At 73.1% G+C, this 12,775-nt stretch carries 13 protein-coding genes; 5 read left to right on the top strand and 8 right to left on the bottom strand.

All coding sequences use genetic code 11. The annotated features are described in order from the left end of the window. The first annotated feature begins 32 nt into the window (after nucleotides 1-32). Together AB0J57_RS19155 and AB0J57_RS19150 are read left to right on the top strand one after the other, a co-directional pair. A complete protein-coding gene (locus AB0J57_RS19155) occupies nucleotides 33-500 on the top strand; it encodes a MerR family transcriptional regulator (RefSeq protein ID WP_366129386.1) in 468 nt (155 codons plus the stop codon). After that, a complete protein-coding gene (locus AB0J57_RS19150) occupies nucleotides 497-1,516 on the top strand; it encodes an aldo/keto reductase (RefSeq protein WP_366129385.1) in 1,020 nt (339 codons plus the stop codon). Before AB0J57_RS19155 ends, AB0J57_RS19150 begins: the two co-directional genes overlap by 4 nt. Before the next feature lie 193 nt (nucleotides 1,517-1,709). Here the strand turns inward: AB0J57_RS19150 and AB0J57_RS19145 are convergent, their stop codons facing one another. The 7 genes from AB0J57_RS19145 to AB0J57_RS19115 form a co-directional block, all read right to left on the bottom strand. Further along, complete coding sequence (locus tag AB0J57_RS19145; RefSeq protein WP_366129384.1) at nucleotides 1,710-2,894, bottom strand: acyltransferase; 1,185 nt, start codon at nucleotides 2,892-2,894, stop codon at nucleotides 1,710-1,712. Further along, nucleotides 2,891-3,937 (bottom strand): alpha/beta hydrolase, encoded by a 1,047-nt coding sequence (locus AB0J57_RS19140; RefSeq protein ID WP_366129383.1) that lies wholly within the window; start codon nucleotides 3,935-3,937, stop codon nucleotides 2,891-2,893. The genes AB0J57_RS19145 and AB0J57_RS19140 overlap by 4 nt, the downstream gene beginning before the upstream one ends. A gap of 131 nt (nucleotides 3,938-4,068) precedes the next feature. Next, nucleotides 4,069-4,749 carry a response regulator transcription factor gene (locus tag AB0J57_RS19135; protein ID WP_366129382.1) on the bottom strand — a complete coding sequence of 227 codons (681 nt, stop codon included), beginning with the start codon at nucleotides 4,747-4,749 and terminating at the stop codon, nucleotides 4,069-4,071. Further along, entirely contained in the window at nucleotides 4,746-6,065 is a 1,320-nt protein-coding gene (locus AB0J57_RS19130; protein WP_366129381.1) for a sensor histidine kinase, read from the bottom strand. Before AB0J57_RS19130 ends, AB0J57_RS19135 begins: the two co-directional genes overlap by 4 nt. Nucleotides 6,066-6,164: 99 nt before the next feature. Continuing rightward, the gene (locus AB0J57_RS19125) at nucleotides 6,165-7,031 is read right to left on the bottom strand and encodes a DUF4429 domain-containing protein (protein WP_366129380.1); all 867 of its coding nucleotides are present in this window, start codon (nucleotides 7,029-7,031) and stop codon (nucleotides 6,165-6,167) included. Nucleotides 7,032-7,117: 86 nt separating this feature from the next. Further along, complete coding sequence (locus AB0J57_RS19120) at nucleotides 7,118-8,329, bottom strand: alpha/beta hydrolase (protein WP_366129379.1); 1,212 nt, start codon at nucleotides 8,327-8,329, stop codon at nucleotides 7,118-7,120. A 253-nt stretch (nucleotides 8,330-8,582) separates the two neighbouring features. After that, the gene (locus AB0J57_RS19115; protein WP_366129378.1) at nucleotides 8,583-9,254 is read right to left on the bottom strand and encodes a TetR family transcriptional regulator; all 672 of its coding nucleotides are present in this window, start codon (nucleotides 9,252-9,254) and stop codon (nucleotides 8,583-8,585) included. 115 nt (nucleotides 9,255-9,369) lie between these two features. Between AB0J57_RS19115 and AB0J57_RS19110 the strand changes: the two genes are divergently transcribed. The 3 genes from AB0J57_RS19110 to AB0J57_RS19100 all read left to right on the top strand — a co-directional run bounded on the left by AB0J57_RS19110 (nucleotide 9,370) and on the right by AB0J57_RS19100 (nucleotide 11,893). Further along, a complete protein-coding gene (locus AB0J57_RS19110; protein ID WP_366129377.1) occupies nucleotides 9,370-10,980 on the top strand; it encodes an MFS transporter in 1,611 nt (536 codons plus the stop codon). A 156-nt stretch (nucleotides 10,981-11,136) separates the two neighbouring features. Continuing rightward, complete coding sequence (locus AB0J57_RS19105; RefSeq protein WP_366129376.1) at nucleotides 11,137-11,565, top strand: peptidase inhibitor family I36 protein; 429 nt, start codon at nucleotides 11,137-11,139, stop codon at nucleotides 11,563-11,565. A gap of 19 nt (nucleotides 11,566-11,584) precedes the next feature. Then, on the top strand, nucleotides 11,585-11,893 hold the full coding sequence (locus tag AB0J57_RS19100) for a small hydrophobic protein (RefSeq protein ID WP_366129375.1): 309 nt from the start codon (nucleotides 11,585-11,587) through the stop codon (nucleotides 11,891-11,893). A 19-nt stretch (nucleotides 11,894-11,912) separates the two neighbouring features. On the opposite strand, the gene AB0J57_RS19095 is transcribed toward AB0J57_RS19100, so the two are convergent. Further along, complete coding sequence (locus AB0J57_RS19095; protein WP_366129374.1) at nucleotides 11,913-12,728, bottom strand: potassium channel family protein; 816 nt, start codon at nucleotides 12,726-12,728, stop codon at nucleotides 11,913-11,915. Nucleotides 12,729-12,775: the final 47 nt, after the last annotated feature.

The raw sequence follows: 12,775 nt of genomic DNA, 5'->3' as shown, positions 1-12,775 counted from the left end.
GGAGTGCACTCCAAGGTCCTAGCGTGGAGGCCATGACGGTGATCGAGAGCACTCCCGTACGGACCGAGCGCCCCGACATCTGCGCCTCCGCGCCACCCGCCCACCCGCGCCCCGACGGGCAGGACCGCTACACGATCAGCGAGGTGTCGGCCTGGACCGGACTCACCGCGCACACGCTGCGCTGGTACGAGCGGATCGGGCTGATGCCGCACGTCGACCGGTCGCACACCGGTCAGCGCCGGTTCACCAACCGGGACCTGGACTGGCTCGTCTTCGTGGGGAAGCTGCGGCTGACCGGCATGCCGGTGGCGGACATGGTGCGTTACGCCGAGCTGGTGCGGGCGGGCGAGCACACCTTCGAGGAGCGGCAGGAGCTGCTGGAGTCCACGCGGCGCGACGTGCGCGCCCGGATCGCGGAGCTCCAGGACACGCTCGCCGTACTCGACTACAAGATCGACTTCTACGCGGGTGCCCGCCGGGCCCCGGAGAGGACCACATGAGCATCGAGAAGATCGCGACGGTACGCCTCGGCACGGACGGCCCGCTCGTGGGCGTCCAGGGCTTCGGCGCCATGGGCATCAGCGAGTTCTACGGCGACACCGACGAGGCCGCCGCCCGGGACACCCTGGACGCCGCGCTGGAGGCGGGCGTCACGCTGATCGACACCGCCGACATCTACGGGCGCGGCGCCAACGAGGAGTTCCTCGCGCCGTTCGTCGCCCGGCACCGTGACGAGATCACCCTCGCCACCAAGTTCGGCATCGTCCGCACCGACGACCCCACCTACCGGGGCATCCGCAACGACCGCGCCTACATCAGGTCCTGCGTCGAGGGCAGCCTGCGCCGCCTGGGCGTCGACGTCATCGACCTCTACTACATGCACCGCCGCGACCCGGCCGTACCGCTCGCCGAGACCGTCGGCGCCATGGCCGAACTGGTCGAGGAGGGCAAGGTCAAACACCTCGGGCTCAGCGAGGTGACCGGCCCCGAGCTGCGCGAGGCGCACGCCGTGCACCCCATCGCGGCCCTCCAGTCCGAGTGGTCGCTGTTCTCCCGGGACGTCGAGCGCAGCGCGGTGGGCGCGGCGGCCGAGCTGGGCGTGGCGTTCGTGCCGTACTCGCCGCTCGGGCGCGGATTCCTCACCGGGGCGTTCGTGGACGCGGCCAAGGACCTGGCGGACAACGACTTCCGCAAGAACCAGCCCCGCTTCTCCGGCGAGAACGCCCAGCGCAACGCCGCTCTCCTGGAGCCGGTGCGCAAGGTCGCGGAGGCCCACGGAGTGACGCCCGCGCAGGTGGCCCTCGCCTGGGCGCAGCAGCGGGCGGAGGTGCACGGCCTGACCGTCGTGCCGATCCCCGGCACCCGCAAGCGCGCCCGCCTGCTGGAGAACGCCGCCGCGACCCGTATCCGCCTGGACAGGGACGAACTGGCCCTGCTGGAGCCGGTCGCCGCCCAGGTGGCCGGCGACCGGTACCCGGACATGACGTTCACGTCGGCGGCCAGGGACCACGCCTAAGGTCTTTCGTTTGGATCAGGCTGGATCAGTGAGTGGCGTCTGGCGCCGTGCATCGCAAGGCGGAGGAGGGAGCCACTGCGGTGGGGGCACCTCCCGTGCCCGAAGGGCTACGGGGGACATTGGCGACCGACGACAACGCCGCGAGGTGCGGTGTCCAGGCGTCACGAGCCCAGCAAGATCCGAACGAGAGGCCCTAGCCCAGGGCGTAGACCGCGAAGCCCGCCGCCAGCAGCCCCGCTGCCGAGCGGCGGGCCACGGTCGCCCGCGTCCACGGGGTCTCGAACCCGCGCGCGTACCGCCCGATCAGCAGCAACAGCCCCGCGAACAGCGGCAGCCACGCCAGCCGCGCCACGATCCAGCCGAGCGTGTCGGGCGCGGTCGTCAGCCCCGCCACCGGGCCGAGGAACGACGCGGGAACGGCGGCGGCCAGCATCGCCGTCTGGTGCCAGCACAGGATGGTCATCGCCGACAGGTTGATCACGACGACCGGCGCCCACAGGGCGGGACGCCGCAGCAGTCGGCCCAGCCGGTCGCGCAGCAGGATCGCCGCGCCGCTCTGCGCGGCGGCGAGCGCGAGGACCAGCAGCGACGGCGGGTGCGAGTTGGTCCGGGCCTCGCCGGGGACGCCGACCATCGAGGCGGGGTAGTGGAAGGCGAGCAGGAGCGTGGCGAACAGGACCGCGCCGCCGGCCAGCAGCGCCCACGCCTCCCTGGCACGGATGCGCTTCTCGCCCCAGGAGACGCCGAGTTGGTACGCGAAGAGCCAGCCGGGCAGGACGTTCAGCACGCTCAGCCAGGACGGCATGGCATCGGCGTACGGCCCGTACCGGAGGAAGTCGACCACGGCGACCGAGCCGAGGAGCGGGGCGGCCGCCCAGGCGCCGAGCCGGCGGGCGGCGCGTACGCAGTACGGGGTGAGCGCCGTGACGACCGTGTACACCCCGACGAACCACAGCGGCTGGACGACCAGCGTCGATGCGGTGCGCAAGGTGTCGTTCGGGACGCCCAGGACGTACAGGACCGGCACCAGGACCGCCCACACGGCGGTCACTCCGAGGACGGGACGGCCGAGCCGGGCGATCCGGCCCCTGAGCCACGCGCGCGTGGAGCCCTGGCGCTTGTTGTACGACAGGACGGACGCGTACCCGCCGACCAGGAAGAAGATCCCCAGCATTTGCAGCACCCAGCTCAAGGGTGCGAAGAACCCGAAGGTGCTGAGCGGGCTGGCGTTGTGGATCGCCCCGTCGCCGTCGAGCGTGAAGCCGCCCAGGAGCCAGTGGCCGGTGGGGACGGCGAGCAGCGCGAGGGCGCGCAGCCCGTCGATGGCGCGGTCGCGGTGGGCGGGGGTGCGCGCCTCGATGCGCTCGGCGAGACTCATCGGACCTCTCCCCGGGCGATGGCGGCGAAGGTACGGAGGGACTCGGTGCCCGGCGCGAAGTAGCCGGTGTGGCCGTGGGCGCCGGCGGCGGGCACGGGACGTGCGCCGAACGCGGGGTCGGCCGGGTCGGTGCCGTGGCCGAGGCCGAGGAACCGGACGTTCGGCACCTTGGAGATCCAGTCGGACGGGTCCTTGGCGGCCCACACGCGGGCGCTCGTCCGCAGGTCGGCGACGTTGCCGGCGCGCATGCCGGGGGAGCCGAGGACGACGAGGTCCCGGGCCTTCAGGTGCGGGGCGGCCAGCCCGCAGACGACGGAGCCGTAGCTGTGGCAGAAGACGGCGGGCGCCGGCGCGCCGAGGGCGGCCAGCCCGTCGGTCAGCCGCGCCAGCCGCGTCGCGCCGGCCTCGGCGAGGTCCCCGGTGGCGGCGTCGACGCCCACGCCGACGGGGGTGGTGTAACCGGCCCAGGCGATGACGGCGGTGTCGCGGGCGCCGTCCTGTGCCGCGGCCCGCAGTTGCCTCGCCATCCCGGCGGGCGTGCCGTACGGGTCCGTGGGGCGGTCGTACGTCCCGGCGTCGATGTCCGACCCGGGCACGACGACGGCGACGTGGCGGCTGCGCGCCAGGTCCCCGTACACCTCCGCGACCTGGCCCCGGCCGCGCGGGTCGAACGCGAGGATCTGCCGCCCGGGCTCCGCGAGGTGCGCGTACCGGGCGTCGCGGCGCAGCGCGGTGGCGTTCGCCTCGTAGCGGAGGGCCACCGGCGCGCCGTCGAGGTTGCCGACGACGGACGGGTGTCGGCGGGCGAGGTCCCGCTGCCGGTCGCCCGTCAGGGTGCGGAAGAAGGCGGCGACCTCGCGGGGCGTCGCGCTCGCGGGATCGGGCAGCGCCCGCCCCAGCGAGCCGTCGGCCCGCCAGGCCGCGCTCCCGGGCGGTGGCCCGGTCACCGCCTGCTGCCCGCTCCCCGCTGCCCATCCGGCCGTCCCGGTGACGACCGCCGTCGCGAGTGCCACGGCGGTCAGGGTCCTCTTCCAGCGGCGCATGACGCCCCCCTCTTCTTCCTTCGTCCTGTGCGGCGAGAGGAAGGTAGGAGGACGGTCCCTGAGGGAGCGTCACCCCGCGGAGCCAACCGCGGGGTGATACCGGGGTAGGGGGTGGGTCACCCCGGACACGCCTACGCGTCGCCCGGGGTCACCAGCCCGGACTCGTACGCGAAGATCACCGCCTGCGCCCGGTCGCGGAGGTCCAGCTTCGACAGGACCCGGCCGATGTGGGTCTTCACCGTCTGCTCGGCCAGCACCAGGTGGTCGGCGATCTCCTGGTTCGAAAGGCCCCGGGCGATCAGCTCCAGCACCTCCGTCTCACGGGGCGTCAGGCCGTTGAGGCGCAGCGAGCGGTCCCGGCGCGGGGCCGGGCGGGCGGCGGCGAAGTCGGCGATCAGGCGCCGCGTCACGGAGGGAGCCAGCAGCGCCTCGCCGGCCGCCACCACCCGTACCGCGCCGATCAGGTCGGCGGGCGGGGCGTCCTTCAGCAGGAACCCGGACGCGCCGGCGCGCAGCGCCTCGTACACGTAGTCGTCCACGTCGAAGGTGGTGAGCATCAGCACCTTCGGCCGGTGGACGTCCACGCCCGGCGGCGGCGACAGGATCTCGCGGGCCGCCGCCAGGCCGTCCATCTCCGGCATGCGTACGTCCATGAGGACGACGTCGGGGTGCGTGGAGCGGGCCACGGAGATCCCCGCACGGCCGTCCGGCGCCTCGCCCACCACGTCGATGTCCGGCTGCGCCGACAGCAGCGCGGCGAACCCGGCACGTACCATGGCCTGGTCGTCGACGATGATCACGCGGATGGTCACGCGGGTTCCTCCGTGTCGAGTGCCTCCGTGCCGAGTTCCTCCGTGTCGAGGGCGAGGGGCAGGCGGGCCGCGACCCGGAAACCCCCGTCCGGCAGCGGCCCGGTGTCCAGCGTGCCGCCGGTCAACCGTACGCGCTCCCGCATCCCGACCAGCCCGTGCCCGGTGCCGGACGTCTCCAGGGGCGAACCGGCCGACTCCGAGGGCCCGTTGACGACCAGCACGGTCAGCCGGCCGTCCGCCGACGTCACCGACACGCGCGTCGGCGCGCCCGGTGCGTGCCGCACCACGTTGGCGAGCGCCTCCTGCACGATCCGGTACGCGGACAGGTCCACCGCCTGCGGTACGGGACCCAGCTCGGCCGGCATCGACAGCTCGGCCGGCACGCCCGCCCGTACCGTCGCCTCCACCAACTGCTGCACCCGCTCCAGGCCCGGCTGCGGGGCCCGTTCGCCCTCCGAACCGTCGCTGCGCAGCACCGCGAGCAGCCGCCGCATCTCGGTGAGGGACTCGCGGGCGGACGCGGCGATCGTCGAGAACTCCTCACGCGCCGCCTCCGGCAGCCCCTCGATCCGGTACGGCGCCGAATCCGCCTGCACCGTGATCACCGACATGTGGTGGGCCACCACGTCGTGCAACTCGCGCGCGATCCGCGCCCGTTCCTCCAGCAGCGTCCGCCGGGCGCGCTCGGCCTCGCTGATCGTCTCCTGCTCGACCAGCCGCCGCTGCGCGTCCCCGCGCTCCCGGAGGGACGCGGTCAGCAGCAGCACGGCGCCGCTGAGGATGAACAGCAGCAGATTGATGCCGTCGCCGCTGCCGGGCACCGGGAACAGCTCGAAGGCGAACCCCGCCGCGCCGGTCGCCAGCCATACGCCCACCAGCGTCCGGCGCGGCTCGCGCAGCCCCACGGCCACCATCAGCGCCAGGTAGCCGACCACGATCATCGGCGTCCACGGCCACGGCCGCCCCGCCACCCCGTCCGCCGCGTGCAGCACCACCGCGCCCAGCACATCGGCGGCCAGGATGATCCACCAAGCCTGGAGCGGCCGGGCCACGGCGAGCAGCAGAGGCGCGGTCTGCCCGGTCGCCAGCGCCCCCGCGAGGGCGCCGTTCACCCCGTAGTCGTTGACGAGCACGGTCACGGTGACCGGCAGCAGCGAGGCGACGAACGCGAAGGCGACGGCGTACGGGAGCCTGCGCAGCCACGGCGACGACACCTGCGCGAGCAGCGGCTCACCGGGCCGGGTGGGCGTGGCGAGGGCGAGCCCCAGCGCGCGCAACGAGGCACGCACGCGGGGCGACGGGAGTGGGGTACGCATGGTCCCGCCAGCCTAGGCAGCGCACGGCCGCCCCGGCGTCATACCAGGGTCCCGGGCCCGGCGTCGTACCGCGGTACGAGCACACGGGCCCGGCCGGGCTTACAGCTCGGCCAGCAACTGGGCCTTCTTGGCCGCGAACTCCTCGTCCGTCACCAGACCCGCCTGGTACAGCTCGCCCAGGTGCCGTATCCGCTCGGCGATGACCGCCGGGTCCCGGCCGGCCGTCACGGCGGCGGGCACCGGTACGGGCGCGGAGCCCGCCTCCCGTACCGCCGCGAGGACCGCGGCCGCGAAGGGCAGCGACTCGTGCACCGGCCCGTACCCGAGCCCGAAGACGACCGCCGCCGGGTCCTGGTCCGCCTGCGCCGGCTGGGCGTCGCCCGCGTGCCCGCGCCGCAGCAGCCGCAGGTAACCGTCGAAGACGTCGGGCGAGCGCCACTCGACGCCGCTCAGCTCCCGCACGGGGAAGGTCTGGTCGCCGGCCTTCCACTTGGCGGACGACGCACCGGTCCAGAACCACCGGAACGCCACCTGGCTGCCGTCGAAGGACGCCTTGCCGTCGTACGCCTTGAACTGGAGCGGCGCCTCGGGGACGGCCACCAGGAACCGGTCGGCCGGTTCCTTCGCCTCCGGACCGAGCGCGGCGCGCAGCTCGTCGGCGTAGTACTCGGCGAGCGTCTCCCGCTCGGCGGGCAGCACCAGCCGGTAGGGGTCGCCGGAGTCCTTGAGCTGACCCGCGGCCGCTTCCATCAGCGGATCGGCGCCCGCTCTCGGCACCGCGTGCAGCACGACCGTGCCGCGTCTGCCAGGGGAGAGGGTCACCGACGCCAACGCCTCGTGCGGGATGCGTCGCTCGCGCAGCGCCTGGTAGAGCTTCGGTGCGCGGATCCCCCGTTCGAAGCGGATGAGCACGGCGTCGGGTTCGAACTCCCAGGTGGCATGAATTCCGGCCAGCACATCACCCATGCGCCTCATCGTATGCGGCGGGCGCCCGCGCGTCGCCCCCAGAAGACTTGTGAGCTTCGGCGGCGCTCCACGCGCCTCTACGCGCGTCAGAGCGCGCCCGTGCCGGAGATTCCGCTGCGGCAGGCGTCCTGGCCGCCCGCGCAGCGCACGGTGCGATACGAGCCGACACCTATCTCCGCGAAGTTGCGGAGGCTCTCGGTGCCCGGTTCGAAATATCCGGCGTGCCCGACGGCGCCCGCCGCCGACAGCACCCGGGCCCCGAACTCCGGGGCCACCGGATCGGCGCCGTGGCCCAGTCCGCCGACGTCCAGGTACGGCACGTCGGCGATCCAGTCGTCGGCGTCACGCATGGCCCACACCCGGGCGCGGGTGCCGAGCCCGGCGGCGTTCTCGGCCCGCATCCCGGGGCTCCCGGCCACCGCGACGTCCGCCACCCGGGCGGGCAGCTCGCGCGCGGCGACGCCGCACACCACGGAGCCGTAGCTGTGGCAGAACAGGGCGACGCGGGAGTCGCCGGGCAGCGCGGAGGTGAGCGAGACGAGCCGGGCCGCCCCGGTCTCGGCGAGCCGCCCGATGGCCGCGTCCATGCCGACGCCGACGGGCGCGGTGTAGTCGGCCCAGGCGATCACGGCGGTACGGGTGGCGGGCGCGGCGGCGCGTTCGGCGGCGTACAGCGATTCGGCCATGCCGACGGGTGCCGTGTACTTCCGCGCCGTCTTCTGGAACGTCAGCAGGTTCGTGTCGACGCCCGGGACGACCACCGAGACGCGCTGCGCCCGGTCGAGGTCGCCGAACACCTCGGCGACGCGGCCCTTGCCGGACGGGTCGAAGGCGAGGATCTGCCGGCCCTCGCGCATCAGGGAGGCGAACCGGTGCGTGCGGCGGACGGCCTCCTGGTGGCCGTCGGGCGACAGCCGCTGGTCCTCCACCCGCTTGCGCTCGGCGTCGTACGCGGCGCGCAGCGCGATCCGGTTGGCGCGGTAGCGGAGGGTCACGGGCACGCCGTCGAGGTTGCCGACGACGAGCGGGTACTCGGCGGCCAGCCGGTCGCGCTGACGCTCGGTCAGGGAGTGGAAGAACGCGGCGAGTACGGTCGGCGGCGACGCGGGATCGGGAAGGTCCCGCGTGCCTATCCGGCCGTCCCGCCACGCGGCGAGTGCGGCCTCGCGCGGCTCTCCTGGCCCGCGGTGATGCCGGACGGCCGTCCAGCCGGTGGTCATCAGGAGGACGAAGACCACGGCGAGGGCGAGCAGCGCGCGCCACACCTGGAGCGTGGGGGAGGAGTCGAAGGAAGTCACTGCGGGACACCCTAGGAGACACGTGTGGGGCGCCGCGAAGAGGGTGAGGTACATCACGCGTGAGAGTGGCCGGTTGGGGGAAGCTCGATCACTCTCCGTGCGCGCCGGGCACACGCAACGGTGCGCCGGTGCGCCCCGGCGCGCTGCACGCGCGCGCGTGCAGGGGCGTACGGGGGGCGTACATGGGTGCCGTGACCGGTGACCCGTGACCCGCGCCTGGTGACCTGTGCCCGTGCCCGGTGACCTGTGAGCGTTACGCCGGTGCGTCGCGCCAGTCGGCGGCGAGGGCCGGTCCGAGGTGGTCGAGGTAGGCCTCGGTGAGCGCGCGGATCGCCTCCAGGGAGGGGTCCTCGCCCCGGCCCCACAACTGTCCGGTGACCCGCATGACCCCGCTGAACGCGGCGACGGCCACCCGGGGGCGCGGGTCGGCGTCCACGTCGAGGCCCTCCCGCTCGGCGATCAGCCGGGCGATGTTCTCCTCCATCTCGATGGAGCGCCGGAGGTGTACGGCCAGCAGCGCGGGCGTCGACTCGATCACCTGGAAGGTGCGGAGGTACAGCTCGACGGGGACGACCTCCATGATCGCCTCGCCGATGGTGTCCCAGGCGGACAGGACGGCGTTGCGCATCGCCTCCAGGGGAGCCTCGTGGGCGGGGCGGTCGCGCAGGGCGGCCACGAAATGCTGCTCGACCATCTGCTGGACGGCGAAGGCCACCTCTTCCTTGCTGGTGAAGTAGCGGAAGAAGGTGCGCTGGGAGACGTCGACGGCGTCGACGATCTCGTCCACCGTCGTCCGCTCGTACCCCTGGGTCGTGAAGAGCTCCAGCGCGGCGCGCAGGAGTGCGTCGCGGGTGCGCCGCTTCTTGCGCTCGCGCAGCCCGGCGGGGGCCGGCGTCCCTGTGGTGGTCGGCTGCTCGGCCGTCACTTCATGGTCCTCTTTCCGCCATTTCTGGCTGCTCAGGCTACCTGTGAGCTACGCGACAGTTACCGGCGTATGAAATGCTTTGTCAATTGTCAGTGACTGACATTAGCCTCGCGGTATGACTAGTCAGACCACCATCGAGAAGCGGCCGCAGGGCTCGGAACCCGTGCCCGCACCGGCCAAGGGGCTGCGCGGCCACCCCTGGCTGACACTGTTCGCCGTGGCGGTCGGCGTGATGATGGTCGCGCTCGACGGCACGATCGTCGCGATCGCCAACCCGGCCATCCAGGTGGACCTCGGCGCCTCCATGGCCGACGTCCAATGGATCACCAACGGCTATCTGCTCGCCCTGGCCGTCGCGCTGATCACGGCCGGCAAGCTCGGTGACCGCTTCGGCCACCGTCAGACGTTCCTCATCGGTATCGCCGGCTTCGCCGGCGCGTCCGGCGCGATCGGCCTGTCCGACTCGATCACCCTCGTGATCGCCTTCCGGGTGCTCCAGGGCCTGTTCGGCGCGCTGCTCATGCCGGCGGCGCTCGGCCTGCTGCGCGCCACCTTCCCGGCCGAGAAGCTGAACATGGCGATCGGCATCTGGGGCATGGTCATCGGCGCCTCCACGGCGGGCGGGCCGATCCTCGGCGGCGTGCTCGTGGAGCACGTGAGCTGGCAGTCGGTGTTCTTCATCAACGTGCCGGTCGGTGTCGTCGCGCTCGCGATGGGCCTGGTGATCCTCAAGGACCACCGCGCACAGAACGCGCCGCGCTCGTTCGACGTGATCGGCATCGTGCTGCTGTCGGCCGCGATGGGCTCCCTGATCTGGGGCATCATCAAGGCCGGCGAAAGCTGGGGCTGGGGCAGCCTCAACACCTGGGGCTTCCTGGGCGGCGCGCTGGTCCTGTTCGCCGTGTTCGCCATCTGGGAGACGAAGGTCCGGGAACCGCTCATCCCGCTGGGCATGTTCCGCTCCGTACCCCTGTCGGCCGGCACCGTGCTCATGGTGCTGATGGCCTTCGCCTTCATGGGCGGCCTGTTCTTCGTGACGTTCTTCCTCCAGGGCGTCAAGGGGCTCAGTCCGGTCGACAGCGGCCTGCACCTGCTGCCGCTGACGGCGATGATGATCGTCTCCTCGCCGCTGGCGGGCGCGCTCATCACCAAGTTCGGGCCGCGCGTCCCGCTGGTGGGCGGCATGGTCTGCACGGCGGCCGCCATGTTCGGCATGATCACCCTGACGGCGGACACCGGCACGCTGGCGATGTCCCTCTGGTTCGCCCTGCTGGGCCTCGGCCTCGCTCCCGTCATGGTCGGCGCCACCGAGGTCATCGTCGGCAACGCCCCGCTGGAGCTCTCGGGTGTGGCCGGTGGCCTCCAGCAGGCCGCGATGCAGGTCGGCGGCGCGCTCGGTACGGCGGTGCTGGGCGCGGTCATGTCCTCCCGGGTGAGCTCCGAGTTCGCGGCCAACTGGAAGGACGCCGGAATCCCGGTCCCGGCCGACCCGCGGCTGGAGCAGGCGGCGGAGTTCGGCAGGGTTCCGGCGGAGCTGGCGAAGGCGCCCGGCATGACCCCGGACCTCCTGTCGAAGATCGGCGGCGTCATCCACGACACCTTCCTTTCCGGCATGGGCCTGGCCTTCACGGTCGCGGGCATCGTGGCGGTCGGCGCGGCGCTGGTGGCCACGCTCACCAAGCGCGGCCAGAACGCGGAGGCGGGCGCGGGCGGCGCCCACATCTGACCGCCGGCTCCGAAGGCCCCGCAGCAGGCGCTGCGGGGCCTTCGGTGTTGCGCTGCGTCACCCGTCCGGGTGGATCGGACCAGGAAGCCTTCCCCTGATGGTCACGCTGCGTCACGATGGGGGCATGTGATCGTCACGCCGCAGACGGGGGTTTCCATGCGTTCCACGACTGTCCTCACCACCGCCACCACGACCGCCGTTCTCGGCGTCGGCGCGCTCGCCGCCGCCGTGCTCGGGGGCGCCGTCCCCGTGGCCGCCGCTCCCTTGGCCGCCGTCCCGGTCGCCGCGGCGCCGCCGCCCCGGCTCGGGCCCTGTGACACCGGGCAGTTGTGCCTGTGGGCCAAGGAAGGGTTCAGAGGTACCCGGCACACCCACGAGCTGACCGGCGTCGACATCGAGGCGTGCGTCCCGCTGCCTGCCGGGACCACCGCGGCCGCCCTCGCCAATCGCACCGGACGGCCCGTCACCACCTACCAGTCCGCCGAGTGCGCGGAGACCGGCGAGTTCGAGACGTATCCGGGCGGCGGCACCTGGGTCCCTCAATCGCCTTACCAGGTAAGGGCCTTCAAGGTGTGGGAGAGCTGAACCAGGGCACCCGGGGGCCATGGACGGTTTCGGGTACACCTCACGTTCGCGCAGGAGCCCCCGCTCACGCGGCCGGATGTGGTCGCGGACCGGGCCGGATCGCGCGACACTCGGGATCGTCGGGCTGGTCTGCGCGGTCGCCGGATTCTTCGTACTGGGCATCATCCTCGGCCCGGTGGCGATCGTCTGCGGCTGGCTCGGCATGGGCCGGCGCTGGGCGAACGATCACATCCCGGCGCTGGTCGCGTTCGTTCTCGGGGCGATCGACACCGTGCTGGCCCTCGTCTGGCTGGCCGGTGCCGGCACCCCGGGCAACGGCACGTTCTAGGGCGGCCCCCGACCGGTGGCTAGCCGGCCCCCTCCTTGGTGGTCTGCGCCGGAACAGCGGGGCCGGCGGGCCCGGCAGGCATGGTGGTCGCGCCAGGCGCGGCGGGCCCGGTGGCTGCCGTCCCGGTGTTGCCCGACAGCCGGGCGACCTCCGCCCGGAGGTCCTGGACCTCTCGCGTGAGGGCCTCCAGGAGCGCCGTCTGGCGCCGCTCCACCGCGTCGTCCCGCTCGAAGCGGGAGATGAACCACGCCGCGATGTTGGCGGTGACGACACCCAGCAGGGCGATGCCGGAGAGCATCAGCCCGACCGCCAGGACCCGCCCGAGCCCCGTCGTCGGCGCGTGGTCGCCGTACCCGACGGTCGTCATCGTGGTGAACGACCACCACACCGCGTCGCCCAGCGTCTTGATGTTCCCGTCCGGCGCGTCGCGCTCCACGTGCAGCACGGCCAGCGAGCCGAACATGAGCAGGCCCAGCACGGACCCGGCGACATAGGTGGTGAGCGTTATCTGCGGTGCCATCCGGGCCCGCCGGCCCATCAGGAGCAGGGTGGAGACGACCCGCAGCAGTCGCAGCGGCTGGATCAGCGGCAGCACCACCGCCGCCAGGTCCAGCGGGTGGCGGCGCACGAAGGCCCAGCGCTCCGGCGCCAGCACCAACCGTACGGCGTAGTCCACGGCGAAGGCGCCCCACACCACCCACTCCACCGCCAGACAGGCGCGGTGGACCCACGGGGCGGCGTCGGGCGCCACTATCGGTATCGCGTAGGCCACGCCGAACGCGATGGCGAGCCCCAGCAGCGGCGCCTGGGTACGCGCCTCCCAACGTTCGTTCATGCCCGGAATGTTATGGGGCGGTGGGAGACCCGAGTCCCCCACCGCCC

The organism is Streptomyces sp. NPDC049837 (assembly GCF_040674455.1).
Lineage (GTDB): Bacteria > Actinomycetota > Actinomycetes > Streptomycetales > Streptomycetaceae > Streptomyces.
Note: the sequence above shows the minus strand (reverse complement) of the source record. Positions and strands in the feature narration are given on the sequence as shown.

Excerpts from the sequence above, each read along its gene's own strand:
- AB0J57_RS19105 (WP_366129376.1), top strand. The coding sequence starts at position 11,137 with ATGCGTTCCACGACTGTCCTCACCACCGCCACCACGACCGCCGTTCTC.
- AB0J57_RS19125 (WP_366129380.1), bottom strand. The coding sequence starts at position 7,031 with ATGGGTGATGTGCTGGCCGGAATTCATGCCACCTGGGAGTTCGAACCC.
- AB0J57_RS19145 (WP_366129384.1), bottom strand. The coding sequence starts at position 2,894 with ATGAGTCTCGCCGAGCGCATCGAGGCGCGCACCCCCGCCCACCGCGAC.
- AB0J57_RS19130 (WP_366129381.1), bottom strand. The coding sequence starts at position 6,065 with ATGCGTACCCCACTCCCGTCGCCCCGCGTGCGTGCCTCGTTGCGCGCG.
- AB0J57_RS19110 (WP_366129377.1), top strand. The coding sequence starts at position 9,370 with ATGACTAGTCAGACCACCATCGAGAAGCGGCCGCAGGGCTCGGAACCC.
- AB0J57_RS19155 (WP_366129386.1), top strand. The coding sequence starts at position 33 with ATGACGGTGATCGAGAGCACTCCCGTACGGACCGAGCGCCCCGACATC.
- AB0J57_RS19095 (WP_366129374.1), bottom strand. The coding sequence starts at position 12,728 with ATGAACGAACGTTGGGAGGCGCGTACCCAGGCGCCGCTGCTGGGGCTC.
- AB0J57_RS19140 (WP_366129383.1), bottom strand. The coding sequence starts at position 3,937 with ATGCGCCGCTGGAAGAGGACCCTGACCGCCGTGGCACTCGCGACGGCG.
- AB0J57_RS19100 (WP_366129375.1), top strand. The coding sequence starts at position 11,585 with ATGGACGGTTTCGGGTACACCTCACGTTCGCGCAGGAGCCCCCGCTCA.
- AB0J57_RS19150 (WP_366129385.1), top strand. The coding sequence starts at position 497 with ATGAGCATCGAGAAGATCGCGACGGTACGCCTCGGCACGGACGGCCCG.